28 protein-coding genes are annotated in these 23,264 nt (G+C 47.7%); 21 read left to right on the forward strand and 7 right to left on the reverse strand.

The window, feature by feature from the left end:
- The first annotated feature begins 100 nt into the window (after nt 1-100).
- From ABCW45_RS14555 to ABCW45_RS14600, 10 genes are all read left to right on the forward strand, one after another.
- Nucleotides 101-745 (forward strand): adenylate kinase, encoded by a 645-nt coding sequence (locus ABCW45_RS14555; RefSeq protein ID WP_117470223.1) that lies wholly within the window; start codon nt 101-103, stop codon nt 743-745.
- Between the two features lie 4 nt (nt 746-749).
- Nucleotides 750-1,535, forward strand: a complete 786-nt coding sequence (gene map, locus ABCW45_RS14560) for a type I methionyl aminopeptidase (RefSeq protein ID WP_343221061.1) — start codon at nt 750-752, stop codon at nt 1,533-1,535.
- Nucleotides 1,526-1,699, forward strand: coding sequence for a KOW domain-containing RNA-binding protein (locus tag ABCW45_RS14565; protein WP_015553826.1), 174 nt, complete (start codon nt 1,526-1,528; stop codon nt 1,697-1,699). The genes map and ABCW45_RS14565 overlap by 10 nt, the downstream gene beginning before the upstream one ends.
- Before the next feature lie 5 nt (nt 1,700-1,704).
- The gene (infA, locus tag ABCW45_RS14570; protein WP_015553825.1) at nt 1,705-1,923 is read left to right on the forward strand and encodes a translation initiation factor IF-1; all 219 of its coding nucleotides are present in this window, start codon (nt 1,705-1,707) and stop codon (nt 1,921-1,923) included.
- 232 nt (nt 1,924-2,155) lie between these two features.
- Nucleotides 2,156-2,269: a 50S ribosomal protein L36 gene (gene rpmJ, locus ABCW45_RS14575; protein WP_003022746.1), complete on the forward strand. Its 114-nt coding sequence runs from the start codon at nt 2,156-2,158 to the stop codon at nt 2,267-2,269.
- 108 nt (nt 2,270-2,377) lie between these two features.
- Nucleotides 2,378-2,746 carry a 30S ribosomal protein S13 gene (gene rpsM / locus ABCW45_RS14580; RefSeq protein WP_015553824.1) on the forward strand — a complete coding sequence of 123 codons (369 nt, stop codon included), beginning with the start codon at nt 2,378-2,380 and terminating at the stop codon, nt 2,744-2,746.
- An 87-nt stretch (nt 2,747-2,833) separates the two neighbouring features.
- Nucleotides 2,834-3,235 carry a 30S ribosomal protein S11 gene (rpsK, locus tag ABCW45_RS14585; protein ID WP_015553823.1) on the forward strand — a complete coding sequence of 134 codons (402 nt, stop codon included), beginning with the start codon at nt 2,834-2,836 and terminating at the stop codon, nt 3,233-3,235.
- Between the two features lie 15 nt (nt 3,236-3,250).
- On the forward strand, nt 3,251-3,844 hold the full coding sequence (rpsD, locus tag ABCW45_RS14590) for a 30S ribosomal protein S4 (RefSeq protein ID WP_015553822.1): 594 nt from the start codon (nt 3,251-3,253) through the stop codon (nt 3,842-3,844).
- A 112-nt stretch (nt 3,845-3,956) separates the two neighbouring features.
- On the forward strand, nt 3,957-4,919 hold the full coding sequence (locus ABCW45_RS14595; protein WP_117470158.1) for a DNA-directed RNA polymerase subunit alpha: 963 nt from the start codon (nt 3,957-3,959) through the stop codon (nt 4,917-4,919).
- 144 nt (nt 4,920-5,063) lie between these two features.
- Nucleotides 5,064-5,600, forward strand: coding sequence for a bL17 family ribosomal protein (locus tag ABCW45_RS14600; protein ID WP_015553821.1), 537 nt, complete (start codon nt 5,064-5,066; stop codon nt 5,598-5,600).
- A gap of 338 nt (nt 5,601-5,938) precedes the next feature.
- Here the strand turns inward: ABCW45_RS14600 and ABCW45_RS14605 are convergent, their stop codons facing one another.
- Nucleotides 5,939-6,658, reverse strand: a complete 720-nt coding sequence (locus ABCW45_RS14605) for a DUF4190 domain-containing protein (protein WP_117552444.1) — start codon at nt 6,656-6,658, stop codon at nt 5,939-5,941.
- A 250-nt stretch (nt 6,659-6,908) separates the two neighbouring features.
- On the opposite strand from ABCW45_RS14605, the gene ABCW45_RS14610 reads away from it, so the two are divergent.
- The 5 genes from ABCW45_RS14610 to tsaB all read left to right on the forward strand — a co-directional run bounded on the left by ABCW45_RS14610 (nt 6,909) and on the right by tsaB (nt 11,973).
- On the forward strand, nt 6,909-9,059 hold the full coding sequence (locus ABCW45_RS14610) for a Tex family protein (RefSeq protein WP_343221062.1): 2,151 nt from the start codon (nt 6,909-6,911) through the stop codon (nt 9,057-9,059).
- A 96-nt stretch (nt 9,060-9,155) separates the two neighbouring features.
- Complete coding sequence (locus tag ABCW45_RS14615) at nt 9,156-10,346, forward strand: MalY/PatB family protein (RefSeq protein WP_343221063.1); 1,191 nt, start codon at nt 9,156-9,158, stop codon at nt 10,344-10,346.
- A complete protein-coding gene (locus tag ABCW45_RS14620) occupies nt 10,343-10,837 on the forward strand; it encodes a YcxB family protein (RefSeq protein ID WP_021905509.1) in 495 nt (164 codons plus the stop codon). Before ABCW45_RS14615 ends, ABCW45_RS14620 begins: the two co-directional genes overlap by 4 nt.
- The gene (gene tsaE, locus ABCW45_RS14625) at nt 10,834-11,259 is read left to right on the forward strand and encodes a tRNA (adenosine(37)-N6)-threonylcarbamoyltransferase complex ATPase subunit type 1 TsaE (RefSeq protein ID WP_015553816.1); all 426 of its coding nucleotides are present in this window, start codon (nt 10,834-10,836) and stop codon (nt 11,257-11,259) included. The genes ABCW45_RS14620 and tsaE overlap by 4 nt, the downstream gene beginning before the upstream one ends.
- A complete protein-coding gene (tsaB, locus tag ABCW45_RS14630) occupies nt 11,260-11,973 on the forward strand; it encodes a tRNA (adenosine(37)-N6)-threonylcarbamoyltransferase complex dimerization subunit type 1 TsaB (protein WP_015553815.1) in 714 nt (237 codons plus the stop codon).
- 256 nt (nt 11,974-12,229) lie between these two features.
- On the opposite strand, the gene ABCW45_RS14635 is transcribed toward tsaB, so the two are convergent.
- The 4 genes from ABCW45_RS14635 to ABCW45_RS14650 form a co-directional block, all read right to left on the reverse strand.
- Nucleotides 12,230-12,700 (reverse strand): L-2-amino-thiazoline-4-carboxylic acid hydrolase, encoded by a 471-nt coding sequence (locus tag ABCW45_RS14635; RefSeq protein WP_117470163.1) that lies wholly within the window; start codon nt 12,698-12,700, stop codon nt 12,230-12,232.
- Between the two features lie 122 nt (nt 12,701-12,822).
- The gene (locus ABCW45_RS14640; RefSeq protein ID WP_015553813.1) at nt 12,823-13,815 is read right to left on the reverse strand and encodes an agmatinase family protein; all 993 of its coding nucleotides are present in this window, start codon (nt 13,813-13,815) and stop codon (nt 12,823-12,825) included.
- A 78-nt stretch (nt 13,816-13,893) separates the two neighbouring features.
- A complete protein-coding gene (locus ABCW45_RS14645; protein WP_117484627.1) occupies nt 13,894-14,082 on the reverse strand; it encodes a glutaminase in 189 nt (62 codons plus the stop codon).
- 39 nt (nt 14,083-14,121) lie between these two features.
- The gene (locus tag ABCW45_RS14650; RefSeq protein ID WP_015553811.1) at nt 14,122-15,363 is read right to left on the reverse strand and encodes an Nramp family divalent metal transporter; all 1,242 of its coding nucleotides are present in this window, start codon (nt 15,361-15,363) and stop codon (nt 14,122-14,124) included.
- Nucleotides 15,364-15,536: 173 nt separating this feature from the next.
- On the opposite strand from ABCW45_RS14650, the gene ABCW45_RS14655 reads away from it, so the two are divergent.
- On the forward strand, nt 15,537-16,337 hold the full coding sequence (locus tag ABCW45_RS14655) for an IclR family transcriptional regulator (protein WP_117484628.1): 801 nt from the start codon (nt 15,537-15,539) through the stop codon (nt 16,335-16,337).
- 23 nt (nt 16,338-16,360) lie between these two features.
- Here the strand turns inward: ABCW45_RS14655 and ymfI are convergent, their stop codons facing one another.
- A complete protein-coding gene (ymfI, locus tag ABCW45_RS14660; RefSeq protein ID WP_425518614.1) occupies nt 16,361-17,089 on the reverse strand; it encodes an elongation factor P 5-aminopentanone reductase in 729 nt (242 codons plus the stop codon).
- A gap of 406 nt (nt 17,090-17,495) precedes the next feature.
- Nucleotides 17,496-17,819, reverse strand: a complete 324-nt coding sequence (locus ABCW45_RS14665; RefSeq protein ID WP_147327078.1) for an RraA family protein — start codon at nt 17,817-17,819, stop codon at nt 17,496-17,498.
- Between the two features lie 436 nt (nt 17,820-18,255).
- On the opposite strand from ABCW45_RS14665, the gene trxB reads away from it, so the two are divergent.
- The 5 genes from trxB to ABCW45_RS14690 all read left to right on the forward strand — a co-directional run bounded on the left by trxB (nt 18,256) and on the right by ABCW45_RS14690 (nt 23,171).
- Nucleotides 18,256-19,236 carry a thioredoxin-disulfide reductase gene (gene trxB / locus ABCW45_RS14670; RefSeq protein WP_117484631.1) on the forward strand — a complete coding sequence of 327 codons (981 nt, stop codon included), beginning with the start codon at nt 18,256-18,258 and terminating at the stop codon, nt 19,234-19,236.
- Between the two features lie 69 nt (nt 19,237-19,305).
- Nucleotides 19,306-20,628, forward strand: coding sequence for a C40 family peptidase (locus tag ABCW45_RS14675; protein WP_117484632.1), 1,323 nt, complete (start codon nt 19,306-19,308; stop codon nt 20,626-20,628).
- 617 nt (nt 20,629-21,245) lie between these two features.
- Nucleotides 21,246-21,731, forward strand: a complete 486-nt coding sequence (locus ABCW45_RS14680; RefSeq protein WP_343221064.1) for a DUF6462 family protein — start codon at nt 21,246-21,248, stop codon at nt 21,729-21,731.
- On the forward strand, nt 21,731-22,534 hold the full coding sequence (locus ABCW45_RS14685) for a ParA family protein (protein ID WP_343221065.1): 804 nt from the start codon (nt 21,731-21,733) through the stop codon (nt 22,532-22,534). The genes ABCW45_RS14680 and ABCW45_RS14685 overlap by 1 nt, the downstream gene beginning before the upstream one ends.
- Complete coding sequence (locus tag ABCW45_RS14690; protein ID WP_117484633.1) at nt 22,527-23,171, forward strand: ParB/RepB/Spo0J family partition protein; 645 nt, start codon at nt 22,527-22,529, stop codon at nt 23,169-23,171. Before ABCW45_RS14685 ends, ABCW45_RS14690 begins: the two co-directional genes overlap by 8 nt.
- The last annotated feature ends 93 nt before the right edge of the window (nt 23,172-23,264 follow it).

Raw genomic sequence — 23,264 nt, forward strand, 5'->3', positions numbered from 1 at the left:
GAGAAATAGCAGCAGCTGCGTGCTGAAAATCGGAGCGGGCGGAAAGATGCTTTTCGCCCGCTTTTTCGGTTTTTTAGGACGAGTGGAGGAAATTACAATTATGAAAATCATTATGTTGGGCGCGCCGGGAGCCGGAAAAGGCACCCAGGCACAGAGAATCGCGGAAAAGTACGGAATCCCGCACATTTCCACCGGAGACATCTTCCGGGCAAACATTAAGAACGGAACAGAGCTTGGCAAGAAGGCAAAAGCATTCATGGACCAGGGACTTCTTGTTCCGGACGAACTGACGGTTGATCTTGTTATGGACAGAATCAGCCAGCCGGACTGCGAAAAGGGATACATTCTCGATGGTTTCCCGCGTACGATCCCGCAGGCAGAGGCCCTCACAGAGGCTCTTGCCAAAAAGGGAGAGGCGATCGATTTCGCGATCGATGTTGACGTACCGGACGAAAAGATCGTTACCCGTATGGCAGGCCGCCGTGCATGCGTAAAGTGCGGAATGACTTATCACATCGTATATGCTGCTCCGAAGAAGGAAGGCATCTGCGACAAGTGCGGCGCTGAACTCATTTTAAGAGACGATGATAAGCCGGAGACTGTTACAAAACGTCTTTCTGTTTATCATGAGCAGACGCGCCCGCTCATCAGCTTCTATGCGGATAAGCACGTCCTCTACACCGTAGACGGAACGCAGAATATGGAACAGGTATTTGAGGCTATCACAAAGATTTTAGGAGCTTAAAATAATGGCAGTAACAATTAAATCGCCGAGAGAGATCGAACTGATGCGAAAAGCCGGAGAAATTCTGGCGCAGGTGCACGAGGAGCTGCATGCAGCTGTTCACCCGGGAATGTCCACTCTGGACATCGATAAGCTGGGAGAGCGTCTGATCCGCAGCCATGGATGTATTCCTTCCTTTAAAAATTACAATGGATATCCTGCATCCATCTGCGTGTCCGTAAATGATGAGATCGTACATGGAATCCCGAATAAGCACCGTATTTTAAAGGATGGCGATATCGTCAGCCTTGATGCGGGGACGATCTATAAGGGATACCATTCCGACGCAGCCCGCACCTGGGCAGTAGGAAACGTCTCCCCGGAAGCACAGAAACTGATGGATGTCACAAAACAGTGCTTTTACGAAGGTATTAAATTTGCGAAAGCAGGCAATCATCTGAATGATATCTCCACGGCAATCCAGGCATACGCCGAAAAATTCGGCTATGGCGTTGTCCGCGAGTTGGTTGGACATGGAATTGGTACCCACCTTCATGAAGATCCGGAGGTCCCGAACTTTGCGACAAAGAGAAGGGGAATCCTTTTACAGCCGGGTATGACTCTGGCCATTGAACCGATGATCAATGCCGGCACACCGGATGTAATCTGGATGGACGATGACTGGACCGTTGTTACAGCAGATCATGCCCTGTCCGCTCACTATGAGAATACGATCCTCATCACTGAGGGCGAGCCGGAGATCCTTTCCCTGCGCCCGGGCCTTGAATTGGAGGGTCCAGCATGGAAATGACCCCGGGATTCCTGGCAAGATCGATTGCCGGAAATGACAAGGATAAAATTTATGTCATATCGGAGGATCTTGGAACATACGTTTCTCTGCTTGCAGAAAACGGCCGGGTCCTCCGGAAAAATAAAAAGCATGTCCAGATCATTAAGAAACGAAACAGGAGGTAAATTTTATGTCTAAGGCTGACGTAATCGAAATCGAAGGCGTCGTTGTTGAGAAGCTGCCGAACGCTATGTTCCAGGTTGAACTTGAGAATGGTCACAAGGTATTAGCTACCATCAGTGGAAAACTGCGTATGAACTACATCCGTATTCTTCCGGGTGATAAGGTAACATTAGAGATGTCCCCTTACGATTTATCCAAGGGACGTATTATTTGGAGAGATAAATAGTATCCTTGACAAAGGGCTAAAAAAGTTGAAGAAAACCAATAAAAACGCTTGATTTTCCGGCAAGGAAGTGTTATAATGCTCAAGCGAACTTTGTTGGAACGCTTGTATTATGCCCATTTTCAGGTGCTTTTTATACAGGTATAGCAACCCGTAATGCCGTTCCCAGATGGCACGGAATCGGTGTGTTTCCGGCAGTAAAGGGAAGCGGACTACGAAGGAAAGGAGAATTACTGTGAAAGTAAGATCATCAGTAAAACCGATTTGCGAGAAGTGCAAGGTTATTAAGAGAAAAGGCAGTATCAGAATTATCTGTGAAAATCCTAAGCACAAACAGAGACAGGGCTGATGCCGCAATTTGCCTGTATTTTTTCGCGCGGCTTTGACATGAAACGCGAGAGTGCGTTGTTGTGTCGGCAATAACTATTTCTACAATATTTAAATGGAGGTACCACTCATGGCTCGTATTTCAGGTGTTGATTTACCAAGGGAAAAACGTGTCGAAATCGGCTTAACTTATATCTACGGTATCGGTAGAGCAAGTGCAGACCGTATTCTTGCTGCGGCTGGTGTAAATCCTGACACACGTGTAAAGGATTTAACCGATGACGAAGTAAAGAACATTGCAGCAGTAATCGCTGAGACTCAGACTGTTGAAGGTGACTTACGTCGTGAGATCGCTTTAAACATCAAGAGACTTCAGGAGATCGGATGCTACAGAGGTATTCGTCACAGAAAGAGTCTTCCTTGCCGTGGTCAGAAGACCAAGACAAACGCAAGAACATGCAAGGGTCCGAGAAAGACTGTTGCAAACAAGAAGAAATAATTATCAGTAACAAATGTTTTGAATCACGTTGCATGTTTTAAAGACAGGAAACAGGGTTCAGTAAATGAGAAAGTAGGTTAGTTTAAAATGGCTAAAAAAGTGTCCACTGCTAAAAAAGTGACAAAAAAGCGTGTAAAGAAAAACGTTGAACGCGGACAGGCGCACATCCAGTCATCTTTTAACAACACAATCGTGACATTAACAGATGCACAGGGTAATGCCTTATCTTGGGCAAGTGCAGGCGGTCTGGGATTTAGAGGTTCAAGGAAATCTACTCCATATGCAGCACAGATGGCTGCAGAAACTGCAACTAAGGCAGCTCTTGTACATGGTTTAAAATCCGTAGACGTTATGGTTAAAGGACCGGGATCTGGCCGTGAGGCTGCTATCCGTGCCCTTCAGGCATGTGGTCTTGAAGTAACAAGCATTAAGGACGTAACACCGGTTCCGCACAACGGATGCCGTCCGCCAAAGCGTAGAAGAGTCTAATTAGGAGGAAGTAAAATGGCAGTTGATAGAGTTCCTGTTCTTAAAAGATGCAGATCCCTTGACCTTGATCCCATTTATTTAGGAATAGATAAAAAATCCAACAGAGAATCTAAAAGAGCAAACAAGAAGATCAGTGAGTATGGTCTTCAGTTAAGAGAAAAACAGAAAGCTAAGTTCATCTATGGCGTTCTGGAGAAGCCGTTCCGTAACTACTACGATAAGGCTGAGCGTTTAAACGGACAGACAGGTGAAAACCTTATGATCCTTCTTGAGCGCAGACTTGACAACGTTATCTTCCGTCTTGGTTTCGCAAGAACAAGAAAGGAAGCTAGACAGATCGTTGACCACAAGCATGTTCTTGTAAACGGCAAGTGCGTAAACATCCCGTCTTACCTTGTAAAGGCTGGCGATGTTGTTGAGATCAGAGAAAAGAACAAAGGCGACAACCACTACAAGCTGGTTCTCGAGACCACAGCTGGCCGTCTTGTTCCGGCATGGTTAGAGTCTGACCATGAGAACTTAAAGGGCGAGATCAAAACTCTTCCGACAAGAGAAGAGATCGACGTTCCTGTAAACGAGATGCTCATCGTCGAGTTATACTCCAAATAATTCACCGGAGCGGTTTTTACAAAGTATCTGGCCATTTCCGGCCGGATGCTTTGTGTTCTAAAAGAACGCTTCGTGGCATTTGTCAAAGCATACCCAAAAGGAGGGGCTTTTTGTGTTCGATTTTGAGAAACCAAACATTGAGATTGCTGAGATTTCCGAAGATAAAAGATACGGAAAGTTTGTCGTAGAACCGCTTGAGAGGGGTTACGGCACAACTCTGGGAAATTCCCTGAGAAGAATCATGCTTTCTTCTTTACCGGGTTCTGCTGTCAGCCAGGTGAAAATTGATGGTGTACTTCATGAGTTCAGTTCCATCGCCGGCGTTAAGGAAGATGTAACTGAGATCATCATGAACATCAAGAGCTTAGCAATTAAGAACAACAGTGATACAAACGAGCCGAAGACTGCGTACATCGAGTTCGAGGGTGAGGGTGTGATCCACGCTTCTGACATTCAGACAGATGCTGATATCGAGATCCTGAATCCGGATCAGGTTATCGCAACCTTAAGCGGCGGCGCAGACAGCAAGTTCTACATGGAACTTACGATCACCAACGGCCGTGGCTACGTAAGCGCTGATAAGAACAAGAGCGACGATCTTCCGATCGGAGTTCTCGCTGTAGATTCCATTTATACACCGGTTGAGCGTGTCAATATGTCTGTTGAGAACACCCGTGTTGGTCAGCAGACAGACTACGATAAGCTCACACTTGAGATCTACACAAACGGAACACTGGATCCGGACGAGGCAGTCAGCCTTGCTGCTAAAGTTTTAAGCGAGCATCTGAATCTCTTCATCGACCTCTCTGAGAATGCAAAGACTGCAGAGGTTATGGTTGAAAAGGAGAACAACGAGAAAGAAAAAGTTCTTGAGATGAACATCGACGAGCTGGAGTTATCCGTTCGTTCCTACAACTGTCTCAAGAGAGCAGGTATCAATACCGTTGAAGAGCTTTGCAGCCGCACTTCTGAGGACATGATGAAGGTTAGAAACCTTGGTCGCAAGTCCCTCGAGGAAGTACTTGCAAAGTTAAAAGAACTGGGCTTACAGCTCAATTCCAGCGACGAACAGTAAATTTTGGTTGTGATACATTCACCCGGAAGGTAAGTCCGAAGGGCGCAGAAGGGCGTAGAGCGACTCATTATGGAAAAAAAGGCGGCGGTCCAGTAAGTCCAAAGAAGCGTGGGCGGCTGTTCCACAAATGGAGGAAATTAAATCATGGCAGGTTATAGAAAACTCGGAAGAACTTCCAGTCAGAGAAAAGCATTACTTAGAATTCAGGCTACAAACCTTTTATATCATGGAAAGATCGTTACAACTGAGGCAAGAGCTAAAGAAGTAAGAAAGATCGTTGAGAGCCTGATCGCTCTTGCAGTAAAAGAGAAAGATAACTTCGAGACTGTTAAAGTTACAGCTAAGGTTGCCCGCAAGGACGCTGACGGCAAGAGAGTAAAAGAAGTTGTTGACGGTAAGAAAGTTACTGTATACGACGAAGTTGAGAAGGAAATCAAGAAGGACATGCCGTCCAGACTTCATGCAAGAAGACAGATGGTAAAAGCTCTTTATGACGTAACAGAGGTTCCGACAGCAGCAGCTGGTAAGAAGAAAAACACAAAGAAAGTTGATCTTACAAACAAGCTGTTCAACGAGATCGCTCCGAAGTACGCTTCCCGTAACGGTGGTTACACAAGAATCATCAAGATCGGTCAGCGTAAGGGCGACGGTGCTATGGCAGTTCTGATCGAGCTCGTTTAATTCTAATTTAATACGAAATCGCTGAAGACCGGTAGAATACGTGTGAGCGTGTTCTGTCGGTCTTCTTTTAGTGAGCGCAGAGGAAATACAAGCGGCTGCGAAGCAGAGATTTACTTTCCCTGCGCTACTAACGTGCAAACAGCCTGCGAAGCAGGCAATAGAGCGCGTAATCGCGAGTTTGCGAGTGAGCGGGTGGCCAACGAACTTCGCAGGCAGCAGAGCGTGCAGCGCGAGTTTGCCAGTGGGGGGTGCCCAGGTTGAGCGGACTCATAGTACAAAATAAGACCATAGACACTATCTGATAAATAATGTGTCTATGGTCTTTGTGACTTTCGTGTTTAGTTTATTCCGAGCTGTCTCTGGAACTGCTCAAAGAACTCGTTGAATGCAGCAGCATTTGCCGGGTCTTTCATTAGGTTTGTGATAGTCAGCACATAGAAGAACTCGCCGATGCCGAGAAGAACGGCGATGACGCCAAGGATGATTCCGGCTACTGCAGTGCCTCTGAAGGGCTGGCCTTTTTTTGAAATAATGGCGAAGCAGACTGCGCCGACGCCGCAGATGATAGCGACCGGGAAGGCGAAGCAGCAGAGCGTTAAGAGGGCGAAGATTCCGCTGATCAGAGAGATCGTTGCGAAGGAGTTTTTCTCGCGTCTCGGGCGCTGCGGCTGGTTCTGCCAGCAGGGCGGCTGTCCGTTATTGTACTGATTCTGCCAATATGGTGGCTGACCGTTCTGATGCGGGAACTGCCCGCTGTTCTGCTGATTCTGCCAGTATGGATCCTGTCCAGGATTCTGAGGCGGGACTTGCTGACCGTTGTGCGGACTCTGCCAGTATGGATCCTGTCCGTTATTCTGAGGCGGGATCGGCTGTCCGTTCTGTGGATTATGCCAATACGGATCCTGTCCGTTATTCTGGGGTGGATTCTGCTGGTCCGGCTGTGCCGGATCTGGAGCCTGCGGAACGTTTCCGGCGCTGTGCGGATTCGGATCAGCAGCCTGTGTTTCCTGGTTCATATCTTTATATTCAGATGAATTCTGATCTTCGTAATCTGCCATGAAAATTCCTCCTGTTGTAATTCTGCGGCGCTGCCGCCAAAATGCTCATAGCACTGTTCCCTGATAAAAAAGGCCGGTCAGCCCTTCGATGGTTAAGAAAAATAATACGGAACAGTTATCGTATAGTTTAACATGAAACGCCGTCCATGTCCACATTTAAGTTGCATAAGAGCATGGATTGAATTATAATGGAGAATGACATCTCCGGCGGCTTTATGCTTTCCGGGGTAGAACTAGAAGGAGAAAGAACATGGACATTTTAGGCGTACTGACTGCGGAATTGGGAGTGAAAATGAGCCAGGTCGAGGCGGCTGTGAAGCTCATTGACGAGGGAAACACGATTCCGTTTATTGCCAGATACCGGAAGGAAGTAACCGGTTCCTTAAACGATGAGGTATTAAGAAACCTGGATGAACGATTAAAATATCTGAGAGGTCTTGAAGACCGCAAGACTCAGATTCTCGCATCGATCGAGGATCAGGGAAAACTGACGGCTGATTTAAAGAAGAAGATCGAGGAAGCCGAGACTATGGTGGCGGTAGAGGACTTATACCTGCCGTTCCGCCCGAAGAGAAAGACAAGAGCCAGCATGGCGAAGGAGAGAGGTCTGGAGCCGCTGGCTGATACGATCCTGCTGCAGATGACAAAAGAACCGATGGAGACACTGGCTGCCCAGTATGTCTCCGAGGTGAAAGGCGTTGCAAACGCGAAAGAGGCCATTGACGGCGCAAAGGATATCCTTGCGGAGCGCATCTCCGAGGTGGCAAAATACCGTGCCTACATCCGCAATGTGACAAAAGAGGAAGGTTCTATCGTCTCCGCGGTGAAGGACGAGAAGACAGAGTCCGTTTACGAGATGTACTATCATCACGAGGAGCTTGTAAGAAAGTGCGCTGGACACAGGATTCTCGCCTTAAACCGCGGTGAGAAGGAAAAGATCCTGACTGTAAAGATCGCGGCTCCGGAGGAGAAGATCTTACGCTACTTAAATAAGATGGTCATCACCAGAGAGAACCCGGTGACAACTCCGGTCTTACAGGAAGTGATCGCAGACAGCTACAACCGTCTCATCGCCCCGGCAATTGAGCGTGAGGTGAGAAATCTCATGACCGAGAAGGCGGAGGACGGTGCCATCAAGATCTTCGGAAAGAACTTAGAGCAGCTTCTCATGCAGCCTCCGATCGCAGGCCGCGTGGTATTGGGATGGGATCCGGCGTTCCGTACCGGCTGTAAGTTAGCAGTCGTTGACGCCACAGGAAAAGTCCTGGATACCGTGGTCATCTACCCGACCGCACCGCAGAACAAGGTGGAGGACGCGAAGAAGACCTTAAAAAAGCTCATCGAGAAATACAAGATCTCCCTGATCTCCGTCGGAAATGGAACGGCTTCCAGAGAGTCCGAGCAGATCATCGCGGAGTTTATCAAGGAGATCCCGGAATACGTCCAGTACGTGATCGTAAATGAAGCAGGAGCTTCCGTATATTCTGCCAGCAAGCTTGCCACAGAGGAATTCCCGAAATTCGACGTGGGACAGAGAAGTGCCGTTTCCATCGCACGACGTCTCCAGGACCCGCTTGCGGAGCTTGTAAAGATCGATCCGAAGTCCATCGGTGTCGGCCAGTATCAGCATGATATGAATCAGAAACATCTGAGCGAGGCTCTTGGAAATGTTGTTGAAGACTGCGTAAATAAGGTTGGTGTCGACTTAAATACGGCGTCCGCCTCCCTTTTAGAGTACATTTCCGGTATCTCCAAGGTGATCGCGAAGAACATCGTCGTTTACCGTGAGGAGAACGGCGCGTTTACGAACCGCCGCCAGCTCTTAAAGGTTGCAAAGCTTGGACCAAAGGCATTCGAACAGTGCGCCGGATTTATGAGAATTGCCGGTGGGGATAATCCACTTGACGGAACCTCCGTACATCCGGAGTCTTACAAGGCAGCGCTGGAGTTATTAAAGCGTGCAAAGATTGAACCGGAGGAGATCGCTAAGGGCGGCGCAGCTGGAATCAGCAAAAAGATCACAGATTACAAGAAACTTTCCGAGGAGCTTGAAGTCGGTGAGGAGACCTTAAAGGATATTGTGAAAGAGTTGGAAAAACCGGCCCGCGACCCGCGTGAGGAGATGCAGAAGCCGGTCTTAAGGACCGATGTCCTTGATATGAAGGACTTAAAGCCGGGAATGATCTTAAAGGGAACCGTCAGAAATGTCATCGATTTTGGCGCTTTCGTAGATATCGGTGTCCATCAGGACGGTCTGGTGCATATTTCCCAGATGTCCAGGAAGTATATCAAGCATCCGCTTGAGGCGGTCAGCGTTGGGGATATCGTTGAGGTGAAGGTTCTCGGAGTGGATATGGCGAAGAAGAGGATTTCCTTATCTATGATATTGGATGAGGAATAAATTTTAAACTATCGATACGAAGGAACGTTTAGTTGACGGAATACACGGGCCAGACGGAGAATATTCCGGCGAGCCGAAGAAATGGAGGAGTCATTCATGAAGTATAATTTTGATGAAGTGATCGACCGTAAAGGAACCCATGCAGTGAAGGTTGAGCGCCTGCCAAAGGGAGCGGACAAGGATTCACTCTCCCTCTGGATCGCGGATATGGATTTTGCCTGCGCAGAACCGATCTTAAAGGCTCTCCATGAGCGGATCGACCGGAAAATCTTCGGATACACCATGTACGATGCGGACGAGTGCATGGATGCGGTGACAGGCTGGATGAAAAAGCGCTACGGCTGGAATGAGAGCAGAGAGAACCTGTTCTTCTGTCCGGGCATTGTGGCTGCCTATGCGGCGCTCATCAACCTCCTCACGGAGCCGGGAGACGGGATCGTTCTCCAGCGGCCAATCTACTATCCATTTACAAATAAAGCCAACAGCAATGGCCGTGTTCCGGTGGACAACGCGCTGATCTATGAGAACGGTGCTTACCGGATCGACTTTGAGGATCTCGATAAGAAGATGGCGGACCCGTCAAACAAGGTTCTCGTGGTGTGCAGCCCGCATAACCCGACAGGCCGTGTCTGGACGGAGGACGAGCTTAAAAAGACGGTAGAGATCTGTAAAAAGTACGACAAATGGATCATCTGCGATGAGATCCACTGCGACCTGATCCGCCGTGGCGTGACATTCATACCGATCATGAATGTGGCTCCGGAGTATGCGGACCGGATCGTTGTCTGCACGGCACCGAGCAAGACCTTTAACCTTGCCGGAATGAAGACCTCCAACATCGTGATCCACAATAAGGAACTTCAGAAAAAATGGAAAGACTATGTGAATGGCAGCCTGTCCATGGATGGCGCTTCCGCTCTGGGCATGACGGCGATGATCGCGGCCTACACAGAAGGGGAAGAGTGGCTGGAGCAGCTGAAGGACTATCTGGATGGAAACTTCGCGTATATCGACGAATATTTAAAGAAAAATCTTCCGAAGGCTCATCTCGTCAAGGCGGAGGGAACCTACCTCGCGTGGCTTGATCTCAACGGATACGTTGACCGGGATGAGAAAAAACTGGAAGAACTGATGCAGAAGAAAGCAAAGGTCGCTCTGGATGAGGGATATATCTTCGGTGAGGAGGGACGCGGATTTGAGCGTATCAACGTCGCTTCCCCGCGCAGCGTCATCGAGGAGTGTATGAACCGGATCCGGACGGCATTTGAAGAGGAAAAACTGGTATGAAAATTCAGGTAAAAATGACAGCGAGAGATATTTTTGATTTCTCCATGTACAGCGCGTATTCGGGATTTGCCGGGATCTTTACATTCGTGTTCCTGATCCTGGTCATCGGGATCCTCGGATACGCATGGAGCTCAGTGGCAGTGATGCAGAGAGTCATGCTTTTGGGCTGTATCATCCTTTTTGTGTTTGTCCAGCCGATCATGATCTGGATGAAGGCAAAGGCGCATGCGAAAACGACCGGATACTCAACGCCGATCAATCTTGACGTTTCGGATGAGCAGATCGGGGTCGAACAGGCCGGTGTGACCGGAGAATTGAAATGGGATCAGATCTGGAAAGTCGTTCGGATCCCGAACATGTATATCATCAAGGTCGGACCGACAAACGGATATCTTGTGCCATTCCGGTCTATTGAAGGGAGAAAACAGGAGTTTGTCGATTTCTGCAAGCGGAATCTTCCGCCGAAGAAGACGAAAGGATTAAAGGCATGATAAAGGAAACAAACGCACCGGAGGAGACCTTCGCCTTTGGAAAAATGCTTGGGGAACAGGCAAAGCCAGGCGAAGTGATCTGTCTGAACGGCGATCTCGGCGTCGGAAAAACAGTTTTTACGAAGGGCTTTGCTGAGGGACTCGGGATCACGGAGCCGGTAAACAGCCCTACCTTCACGATCGTCCAGCAGTATGACAGCGGAAGAATGCCGTTGTACCATTTTGATGTGTACCGGATCGGTGACATCAGCGAGATGGATGAAGTCGGATATGAAGACTGCTTTTACGGGGAAGGCGTGACTCTTATTGAGTGGTCCAACATGATCGAGGAGATCCTGCCGGAGCATGTGAAGACTGTCACCATCGAGAAGAACCTGGAAAAGGGCTTCGATTACAGAAAGATCACGGTGGAGGAAAAATAGATGCGGATTTTAGGAATTGAAAGTTCCTCACTGGTGGCATCGGCGGCCATCTATGAGGACGGGATCACGATGGCGGAATATACGGTGGATTTTAAGATGACCCATTCGCAGACCCTGCTGCCGATGATCGATGAGATGGTAAAACTTGTGGGGATCGATCTGAATACGATCGACGCCATCGCAGTATCCGGCGGTCCGGGATCCTTTACGGGCCTCAGAATCGGGTCTGCGACGGCGAAGGGACTTGGACTGGCATTAAATAAACCGTTGATCCATGTTCCGACGCTTGACGCGACAGCGTACAACCTGTTCGGTGCATCCGGACTGATCTGTCCGATCATGGATGCGAGAAGAAACCAGGTCTACACGGGAATCTATCGCTTTGAGAAGAAATTTGAGACCGTGATGGATCAGGATGCGATGGATATGGGTGAGCTGATCGAAAAACTGAACGCGATGGGCGAGCGCGTGATCTTCTTAGGTGACGGTGTGCCGGTCTACGAGAAGCAGATCGCGGAGAAAATGACCGTGCCCTACGATCTTGCCCCAGCCCATGTAAACCGACAGAGAGCCGCTTCTGTGGCCGCTCTGGGTGCTGTCTACTTTGCGGAAGGAAAGACGGAGACCGCCATGGAGCATAAGCCGGACTATCTGAGAAAGTCCCAGGCGGAGCGGGAGCGCGAGGAGAGAGAAGAGAAGGAAAAGAACGCCTGATATTTCGCAAAAATAATAAAAATCATATACAGAGAAATCAATAAATAAAAAGTGGGATTGCTGTCCGGCGAGCAAAGCGTCGGTGAGTAGTCCCACTTTTTAACTGTCATGGAATTCTGAAAATTTCCCCAGCAAGGAATGGGGTATATAGGGGAATATGATGTCATTCGTTATTTGAATTTTCAAGAAAGTCCACCGCCCTCGATCTTGCCGAGATAGTCATTTTTCGCTTTTACGAATTTCAGAACGTCCACAGCTATTCCTCCAGATCAAATACAAAATCACAGCATTTACCGTCCTGCATCAGAGTTCTTGTTCTTGTCATTTTGATCTTGGAATTCATGCCTTTATAAAACGGTTCATCGCGTCCGCAGGATAAGACAGCTCCGAGATCCTTCATCCCGATACGTTCATACATGGCAACATACTGACATTCCAGAACGTCTTCACAAAGATGTTTTTTTCCGTCTCCGCTCCATGCAAGGTTTAAGGCACCGTTCGATGACCAGGGTTCCATCTGCATACGGATTGCCTGCAGGTCATTTCTTCCGAAGAGCTCCGCATATTCCTGGCCTTCTTTAAAGGCGATGTCGAAGATGACTTTTTTTACGATCTCATATGTTTTTTCATGTCCGAGTTCCTTTTCAAACGCGTCGATAAATGGCTTGACCATAAGCGCTTCAATTTCTCTTCTCAAAATGATCGGTACATCGTAAATTGTCTTCATGTGGTTTCCTCCTTCATGTGTACAAAGTCCCGGCTGCTACAGACCGGTAAGAAAATTGATTCTTTTTATAAAAAAGCAGCAGTCCGACCACGGATTGGCTGAACTGCTGCGTCTTTCAGAAGTTATTTCTGTTCGCCCTCGTTTTTCTTTCTCTCTGCAAGTCCATTCAGGTAATAGAGAGTTGCCCAGCATGCATCGTGTGCGGCGGTCTGGTAGCTCAGAGTATCTGGATAGATCTCCACGAAATCCATGCCCTTTGCACCTGCGAGTCCGGCCTCGTGAAGCATCATGCACAATTCATAAGATGTTAATCCGCACATATCCTGCGGTCCCTGCGGCATGCTTGCTGCGTCAAGACAGTCAGCGCAAACAGTGATATACATCAGATCGGTATCTTTTGATGCAATCTCGATTGCTTTACGGATGGACTCTTTCCAGCCATTCTCTTTAATTTCTCTTGCAAGAATGACAGTTGCACCGTATTTCTTTGCGTTTGCGAATTCTTCCTTATGGTTACGCGGACCACGGATACCGATATGGACAATCTTTGTGGAGTCCATGTTTGGATCGTTGTAAAGCTGATAGAATGGAGAGCATCTGGAGTATTCATCGTCGCCGAAGATGGAGTAGTTGTCGAGATGAGCGTCAATGTGGAGAACACCTACGCGTTTCGGATGACGCTTTGCAATCTCACTGATGATCGGATAAGCGATTCCATGGTCACCACCGAATGTGATCGGGAGTGCGTGGGCATCTTCAATCTGGCCGATCCTCTCTCTGATCGCTTCAAAGGTGAGCGGATAGTCGCCGTTTCTGCATGCGACATCGCCGAAATCACCGACTTTTAAGTAATCGAATGCATCAAGGTCAAAGTCCGGAAGATAGCCGGTATAGCGGATCGATACAGAACGGATTGCTTTCGGTCCTTCTGTGCAGGAAGAGTATCCGCCGATCGTGCATCCGCCTTCCCACGGAACACCGGTGACAACGGCATCCATGGAGGAAAGTTCACTTTCTTTTTCAAGAACCGGAAGATTCAGCCAGGACGGAACTCCGCTGTAAATGTTGTTGGGTAAAAACGCCGGATCATAAATCGTTGGTTTGCTGTTTTTCATAATGTTATTTCCTTTCTTTACTCAATTGCCCCATTGTTGAGGGCAATTTTTTATTTGTGGTTGTGAAGCAGTCAACAGTTACATGAAAACTGTATATGTCGCATTAAAAGACTTAATTTTATGTTTCTTTTGCTCTTCTGTTTTAATACATAGTCCAAAATGTACTGGATTTGCTTTCCCAAGCTCAGGGATATAATCTGCGACTTTTCCCTGCAGCAGGAATTTTCGCCCATACTCCCAGGCATCTTTCGCAACTTCCTCCAGCATATATTCACCTCTTCTCATGTGCATGTATGTGTTAATGCTTTAACCGGCAAAAACACCAATAAAACTTGAAATACCAAGGATCAGGGAGATTGCAAAGATCATCAGGCCAATAATGTTCTGGAGCATGGAGTTCTTATATTCACCCATAATTCTCTGACGGCTTGCAAGGTAAAGAGTAACACCTACAACGACCGGGAGTGCGATTCCATTTACAGCCTGAGCAGTCATGATCAGTGCTAACGGGTTGGTGCCAATTGCGGAAATAATAATTCCGACGATCAGAATGATTGCGCTTGTTCCTAAGAAACGTTTATCGGAGCCGTCTGTCTTCCAGTCAAAAAGTCCGGCTAATACGTAAGAGACACTGATCGGAGAGCAGAGCGCACTGGAAATACCTGCGGAGAGAAGTCCTAATGCCATGAAAGGCTGAGCGAAACGTCCGAGTGTACCTTCAAGCTGTACAGCCATATCCATTGCGTTGTTAACGCTCATGCCGCGCATAACCACTGCGGATGTGATCATAATGGAACCTGTGATAACACCGCCGATGATCATCGGTACGGTTGTGCCAAACATACAGAGCGGAAGTTCTTCCTTTGTATGCCATGTTCTCTGGGCACTTGCAGCATGCAGGAACATGTTGTACGGAACAACGGTCGTTCCGATGAGGGAAAGACATGTCATCAGTCCGCCCTTCGGGACTGTCGGGATGCAGCCTCGGAGCAGTTCGCCAAAATCGGGGCGAACAATGAGCATTGTCATAAGAAAGACGATTGCCATTAAGGTGACACATACACTTAAAAGCTTTTCCAGATATTTAACAGCATCACCGACAAAGAGGAGAACGATCAGAACGATAACTCCTAAGATCGGAGCCATGATTCTTGTCGGAACACCGGTCAGTGCGCTGGCGCCCATTGCCGTTCCGGTAAGGTCACCGCCCATATATGCGAGTCCGCCGATGGTGATCGCGATGATGACAAGACCACATAAAATGTTTCGAAGAAGCGGACGGTCTGCAAAGTCATGCTTCATGTTTTCTGCGAGACCTTCCTGAGTGATGATACCGATCCTTGCCGCCATACCCTGCATGACGATAACTGCGATAACGGAAAAGACAACACACCAGAAAAGTGTGAAACCGTAAGTTGCACCTGCCAGTGTACAGCTTGTTACGGTTCCGGGACCGATGAATGATCCCACGATCACGAAGCCGGGTCCAAGGGAAGCAAGTTTTTCTTTCATAGTAAATTTGCGAGTGACATTATTGGAATTCACCATGCTTTTTTCTCCTTTTTTAGTTGATCGATATGAATGTTCTAGTTATTCGGCCGAAATAATTGAACTTTTGTAACTGTGTTGACAATATAGCATAGGGATGATAAAATGACAATAATTGTCAACTTGCTTTTGATAATATCAAACTCTATTTGACAGGAGGAGGTATTTGGCCATTGGATGAATCGAAAAATGTTACGGAAAAGAATACAAAGGCTACGGAACGTCAGATCCAATCGGTTCAGCGTGCGATCAACATACTGAACTGCTTTACGATGACAAATTCTGCCCTGACGCTGGGACAGATCAGCAATCAGCTCAATTTGAACAAAGGCACAGTCCATGGAATTCTGAGTACGCTTTACCAGAATGGATATATCAGCCAGAATGGAAATGGGCAGTACATGCTGGGGGCGGCGCTGTTTAACAAAGCCTGTCTCGCTGCCGGGACGCGCCAGAGCATGTGCATTGACCGGGGTCATGACAGACTGCTGGCGTTAAGTAATCAGTTCCAGTTAAACGGAACCATGTTTGCAATGGACGAAAAGCAATTGAGAGTGATTGACACGACTGAACCGACAAACTGCCCTTTTATTGTCCAGCGTGTGTCACCACAGATATCTCTGTATGATTCTGCAAGCGGAAAGATTCTGTTGGCATATTTATCGGAAAAAGAAAGGGCAGAATATCTGGAAAGAATGCCGATGACACCGTTCCAGAAGTCTTTCGAGGATAAGCAGAAGAATTTTGACGTGGAGTTATACCGGATCCGTAAAAATGGATATTCTGAAGAATACGACGCTCTTTTTACCGGAGTATCAGCGTTGGCAGTGCCGATCTTTAACCGATATCATAATGAATTGTTTGGAAGTGTGAGCCTGACGGGAATGAGTCCGATGATAAAGAAGAGAAGACAGGAGATTATTGCTGCGCTTCAGGCGCATGCGCGTTATCTGCAGGATTGTCTGCGTTTTTAAAGCAGAAAGAAATGGTGGCTGGATCAGATCCAGCCACCATCCATTTTTATAACTTGTCCGGTCAGGTAATCCGGTGCTTCTACGAGCTTCAAGACGAGGTCTGCGACTTCCTCCGGCTTTCCCATGCGGCCGGCGGGAATCTCGTCCAAGAGCATCTCATACTCCTCCTCAGATAAAAATCCATTCATCTCCGTATCAATGGCCCCGCAGGCGATGGCGTTCACCTGGATGCCGGAGGGAGCGAGCTCCTTGGCGAGGGCCATGGTGAGACCGTTGACGCCGCCTTTTGTGGCAGAGTAGGCCGCTTCGCAGGAGGCACCGCAGACACCCCAGACGGAGGAGATATTGATGATTTTTCCGCTGTGGTTGTGGATCATTCCCGGAATCGCCAGCTTCGTGCAGTGGAAGACAGAGGACAGGTTCGCGGAGAGGATTCGGTTCCAGTCCTCGAAACTTAGATCCTGTAAAAGGCCGATGATGGAGATTCCGGCGTTGTTTACGAGGACATCCACATGGCCGAAGCGGGACTCGATTTCCTTAAAAAGACGCTGGCAGTCATTCGAATTTCCGACATCCGCCTGTACCGCCAGGCACTCTGCGCCCAGCGCCTCAACTTCTTTTTTCACTTCTTCCAACCGATCTGTGCTTCGGGCACAGTTGATCACGATCCGGTATCCGCAGGAAGCAAATTTTAAAGCCACCGCCCGTCCGATCCCGCGGGATGAGCCGGTGACGAGAACTGTTTCTTTCATAATGAACTCCTATTTGCGTATAAAACTTTGTTGCTTTGTAACTGTTCAGTAGGTCTGCGCACTTGCTGCGCTGACCGTAAGAAAACATAGGCTGGAAGGCAAAAATCCCATCAGCGAAGCTGATCTGGAATGGATTTTTGCACGTAACTATGAAGGTACTGAATAGTTACGTTGCTTTTTGATGAGATCACAGCTGCCGGAAATGATCGGACTATAAGAATTCCGAGGATTGATGGAAACGGCAGATATGCATATTTTAAGGGAATAACACCGGAATTACAATAGGATTCCGGAAAAATCCACTGCAGTCCGGGCAGCGCATGGACTTTGGCTCGTTGTTCGCGTAAATAAGAGAGCCATGATCGCATCAGGATCAATGCAGTCATGGCCTTCGGCTTCGATATGGTTATTTCTGCAGTCTTGCCTCATTTAAGCTCATTCCGCCGCGGATATTGGCCTCAATGACGAGAAGGTTACCGTACTCCGTCTGGCTGTCGATAATGGAAGCCTGTTTTGTCAGAGATTTCCCGTCGAAAGCGGTTTTTCTGCGCATCTGGCGGAGTGTCTTCGCGAAGCCTGCGGTACGCGGCTGGTAAACATCTAACGGGTGGAGTCCAAGGACGACTCCGGAGCGGAGACCGAGGTTATCCATTGCGTCGGAGATGTTTGAGGTTGGGAAGTTCTTGTAGCTTTCGATCCAGTAGGTTCTTTCTTCTTTGTTGAAAATCATAATGTGTACCGCAGCCTGATATATATGTGCAGCTGCGATTCTCTTTTCAAAAAAATTGCAGGAAACGAATGGGGCTCTTCCCATGCAGCTATCATTTGATTTGCTGACAGTATCTTAATTATAACAGAAAGACATCAATAGTTTTATAAATTCAGGACAATTCACTATGCCAAAATATTATGAAGGTCAATTCCTGAAATTTATCGGTAACGCCCTTAAGGAAAATGCGGTCATACTCACTTGCATGTCTGCGTTTTCTCACATCATATTAATGGTAAATTTTGCCACAGGAATGCCACTTAAATTCCGGGAAAATTGATTGTATAATAGATATGTATGGTGCTATACTATAGAAGCCGCATTGTGTGCTGACTGACCGCGTGGTGCGGACAGAAGACGATAGGAAACAGGTGTAAATACTGAGATTGGAGGCATCATGGAACAGATCTATGACTTGATCATTATCGGTTCCGGTCCGGCGGGACTCGGGGCTGCGATCTACGCAAAACGTGCGGAGTTAAAGACCCTCGTGATTGAAAGAGAGATGATGAGCGGCGGACAGGTGCTTACAACATATGAGGTAGACAACTATGCGGGACTTCCGGGGATCGGCGGCTTCGATCTGGGAATGAAATTCCGGGAGCATGCCGATAAGCTGGGCGTGGAGTTTGCGAAGGATACGGTCTTAAAAATTGAGACCGCGGACCTTGCGGATGAGAACGAAGTCTTAGAGGCGGCAGAAGCGGGAGCGGGACACCCGCCTGTGATCCGTCAGGTAGTGGGAAAAAAGGAGACGAGACTCGCGAGAGCGGTCATTATCGCTTCCGGTGCCCACCACAGAAAGCTTGGCATCCCGGGGGAGGCAGAGCTTACGGGAAAAGGCGTTTCCTACTGTGCGACCTGCGACGGCGCGTTCTTCCGGAAAAAGATAACGGCGGTGGTCGGAGGCGGGGATGTTGCCCTTGAGGACGCGATCTTCCTTGCGAGACTCTGTGAGAGGGTCTATGTGATCCACAGGAGAGACGAATTCCGTGGTGCAAAAAGTCTGCAGAAGCGGCTTATGGAGCTTCCAAACGTGGAAATTCTCTGGGACACGGTGCCGGAGGAGATCTGCGGAGCGGAGAAGGTGGAGACACTGAAGCTATTCAATAAAAAGACCGGGGAAAAGAGTGACCTGGCTGTGGACGGCGTGTTCGTCGCAGTGGGAATCACCCCGAACAGTGAAGAATTTAAGGGATCCGTAGATATGGATCCGGCAGGATATATTGCGGCCGGGGAGGACGGAAAGACGAATGTTCCGGGAATCTTCGCGGCAGGAGACGTCCGTACAAAGGCGCTCCGCCAGGTCGTTACGGCAGTGGCAGACGGGGCAAATTGCGTTGCGTCTGTAGAACAGTACCTGTACGGTATAGAGTAGGAATTTCCTGAACTGAAAATTCCGTATGATACAGTAGAGGCAGCAGATAGACAGGAGAAAAAACGATCTATGAACAGAGCAGGAAGAATTATCGCGGTCTGCGGTCTGAGCGTGGCGCTCATGATGCCGCAGATCGCTTATGCGGCGGAAACCCTTTCGGTGCAGGTGAGTGAGAGAACGGGACTTACCACCGTCGGAAATAAACAGTCGGCTTATGATAACGTGGCAATCTCCCACGTCAGCAACTATGTAAATATCCGTTCCGAGGCGAATACCTCCAGCAGTATCGTCGGCAAGATCTACAACAACTGCGCAGCAACGATCTTAGCTACAGTGGACGGAGAAGGCGGAACCTGGTATCAGATCAAGTCCGGTAACGTGACCGGTTACATAAAATCCGAATACTTTATTACCGGCGCTGATGCGGAGAGGATCGCGAAAGATATAGGTACGGTTTATGTGACGGTAAGCGCTGACAGCTTAAGACTCCGCGAGCAGCCGAGTACCGACAGCGCGATCCTCACCACACTTTCCAAGGACGCTGAGTACCTGGAAGTGAAGGAAGAGGGAGACTTCATCGAGATCCAGGTCGATGAATCCCTGAGCGGATATGTACATAAAGATTATGTCACCCAGCGCGTGGAGTTCAAGCAGGCCGTGAGCGTCGAGGAAGAGCGCCATAAAGCGGAAGAGGACGCAAGGATTAGGAAAGAGGCGGAGGACGCTATCGCGAAGGTCGAAGCGTTAAAGAAAGAAGCAGGACAGGAGACTGCGTCTGCAAATAAGGACACCCCGTCCTCCACGATCGGAATGATTGCCCAGAATCCGAACGCGGATAACGGAACGACGAAAGAACAGAATAGTCAGGGCAGCCAGAGCACCCAGACCGGCACAAGCCAGAATACCGGAAATCAGGATACCGGCAGTACCGCAGGACCCGGCGGAAGCGGAACTTCCACCGGCAGCAGCACAGGAACCTCCGGCTCATATCAGAGTACCCAGAACGGTCCGGGAAGCGCAGTCTACAATTCCGCAGTCCGCACCGCGATCGTTGCATATGCGAAACAGTTCCTTGGCAATCCGTATGTATACGGTGGGACAAGCTTAACGAACGGAGCTGACTGCTCCGGATTTACGATGCGTATCTTTGAGCATTTCGGTGTGACGACCGGACGTACCTCAAGAGACCAGGCGGCAAACGGCAAGGAAATCTCCCTCGACCAGATCCAGCCGGGCGACCTGTTATTCTACGCAAGCGGAAAGACGATCAACCACGTTGCCCTCTACATCGGCGACGGAAAGATCATCCACGCCAGCACATCAAAGACCGGCATTATTATTTCTACGGCGTACTACCGTACTCCGGCGAAAGCGGTTACCTTCTTAGATTAAGAGCTGCAGGAATTTATTATGCAGCAATCTGTTCCAGCAGCAGATGTCCATTGATCTTCAGGATAACTGGGCAAAAGATAAAAGAAAAGATCATAAAGAAAAAATAAGGAGCTGTGGAAAAACAGCTCCTTATTGTGTATAATAAGAAATAGTGCAGTGTGTAAAAATCCCGACAATGAAGAGTCTCAATTAGTGTACGGATTCCCTGAGAATTATGGAAATCCATAGACGTTCAAATGCGTCCAACCTTGCCCCGAAAGTACCATAAATCCATTGGTTTTGGATGGTTCGCTACGGAGCGCAATGGATTTAATTGAAAAAATCAACCTGCCTCTATGGATTGTCATAGACGTGGCAAAGTGAGGTATAGCCGGTTCAAATTATGAATTATAGGCACTCGTATTTAGTAGAAATACTGAATATGGGTGCCTTTTTGCGTGTTCCTACGAGCAGTGTAGCGGATTGCAATGACAGGACGAGCAAGCTTGCTTGCAGAGGACTGTTGTTGCAAGACGATATAGTGCGACAGCACGACATGAGCAAGATGCGAAGCATCTGCGAATGGCACTGCTCATTACACTTCGTACATCATATGCATACTCAGAAAGGAGCTAAGCATGCACAAATCAAAGGGTCCACCGGACTTGGACAAGTACTTGGAGGGGAGAAAGCAAAAGTACATGACCTATCAGCAAGCCGCCAGGTATTACGGATTACCCTATTGGGGATTCGTGAAAGTGGCAAAGGAAGCCAAAGCTACTTGGAAGCTGAGAAAGACAGCAATCGTAGATACTGTCGTATTTGACAAATATCTGGAAGAGCATTGTGTAGTAACTGAGGACGAAGATGTAATTTATGAAACGGAGGAAATGGATATGCCAAGAGCAAGAAAAGAAATCAAAAACATGGAGGAACTAATTAAATCCAAAAAGAAGAAATATGTGAGATATGCAGAGGGCGCTGAGCTTTTTTCAATGGGGCTTCACAGCTTTCAGACGCTTGCCAAGGATGCCGGTGCAGTCAGAAAAGTAAAGGGCTGTGTATTAGTAAATTTGGAAAAGGTGGAGCAGTTTGTAGAGTCTTTTGGAGAGGAGGAGTTTTAATGATGGATACAGCAAGATGTGGATGTAAGGTGATTTCGGTTTCTAACCAAAAAGGAGGAGTCGGCAAAACAGTGACTTGCGTGAACCTTGGAATTGGACTCGCCAGAGAAGGTAAAAAGGTATTGATGATTGATGCGGATCCACAGGGTTCTCTCTCCATTAGTTTAGGAGTGCTGGAACCGGATAAGCTTTCCTATTCACTGGCTACTGTAATGATGAATATCATCAACGATGAAGCTTTTGATGTAAGGAAGGGTATTGTTCGCCATGAAGAGGGAGTAGATTTACTTCCGGGGAACATCGAATTATCAGGACTTGAGATATCATTAATTGGTGTTATCAGTAGAGAAACAATCCTTAGAGAGTATATAGAGCAGGTCAGAGAATTCTACGACTATATTATTATTGATTGTATGCCATCCTTGGGGATGCTTACGATAAATGCCCTTGCTTGTGCCGATTCTGTGTTGATACCGGTACAGGCAGCGTATTTGCCGGTAAAGGGTTTACAGCAGCTTATTAAGACTGTAGGAAGGGTTAAGAGACAGCTGAATCCCGGACTTAGGTTTGAAGGTATTCTCCTAACTATGGTTGATAATAGAACGAACTATGCAAGGGATATTGCAGCACTGGTATATGGTGCCTATTCCACAAGTATCAATGTATTTGATGTGGAGATTCCAATGTCTGTCAGAGCGGCAGAGATTAGTGCAGAAGGAAGCAGTATCTATGTATATGACCCGAAAGGAAAAGCAGCTTGTGCTTATTCAGCATTGATTAAGGAGGTAATGAATAATGGCTAAGAGACCGGGACAGAAAATCACGATGACCAGTATTGATGAGCTTTTATGCGTGCCTGATACAGAGGGCACGATAGATATAGATGTGGCAGCAATTTATCCCTTTGAAAATCATCCTTTTAAGGTGCTTGATGATGAGCGAATGGAGGAACTGACAGAAAGTATCAGAGCCAATGGAATTCTTACACCGGTTCTGGTTCGTCCGGATGATGAAGGAACCTATGAAATGATTTCCGGACACAGAAGACTTCGGGCAGCTAAGAAAGCAGGTCTTAGAAAGATACCGGCAATTATAAAGGAAATGACGGATGATGAAGCTACAATAGCGATGGTGGATGGGAACATCCAAAGAGAAGAGATTCTTCCGAGCGAGAAAGCATTTGCATTAAAAATGAAAATGGCAGCTCTTAAGAAACAGGGTAAGAGAAATGATTTAACAACTTCGTCCACTGAGTGGACGAAGTCCAGAGCAGGAGATATTGTTGGTGAAGCGGAAGGAATATCAAAGTCGCAGGTACATAAATATATTCGAATCACTGAGCTTATTCCAAAACTTCTTGATATGGTAGACGAGAAGCGTCTTGCAATTGCTATGGCAGTTGAGATTTCTTACTTTAACCTATTGTGCTATTTCAAATAAAACGTTTAAAAACTTGTAAAAACCGCAAAGAATCCCTGTTTTTTTGATAAACAAATTTTTTAGAATATCAGTTCTTTGATTTTTCCAAGTTCG

The sequence above is a fragment of the Pilosibacter fragilis genome, assembly GCF_032490495.1.
GTDB classification, from domain to species: domain Bacteria; phylum Bacillota; class Clostridia; order Lachnospirales; family Lachnospiraceae; genus Pilosibacter; species Pilosibacter fragilis.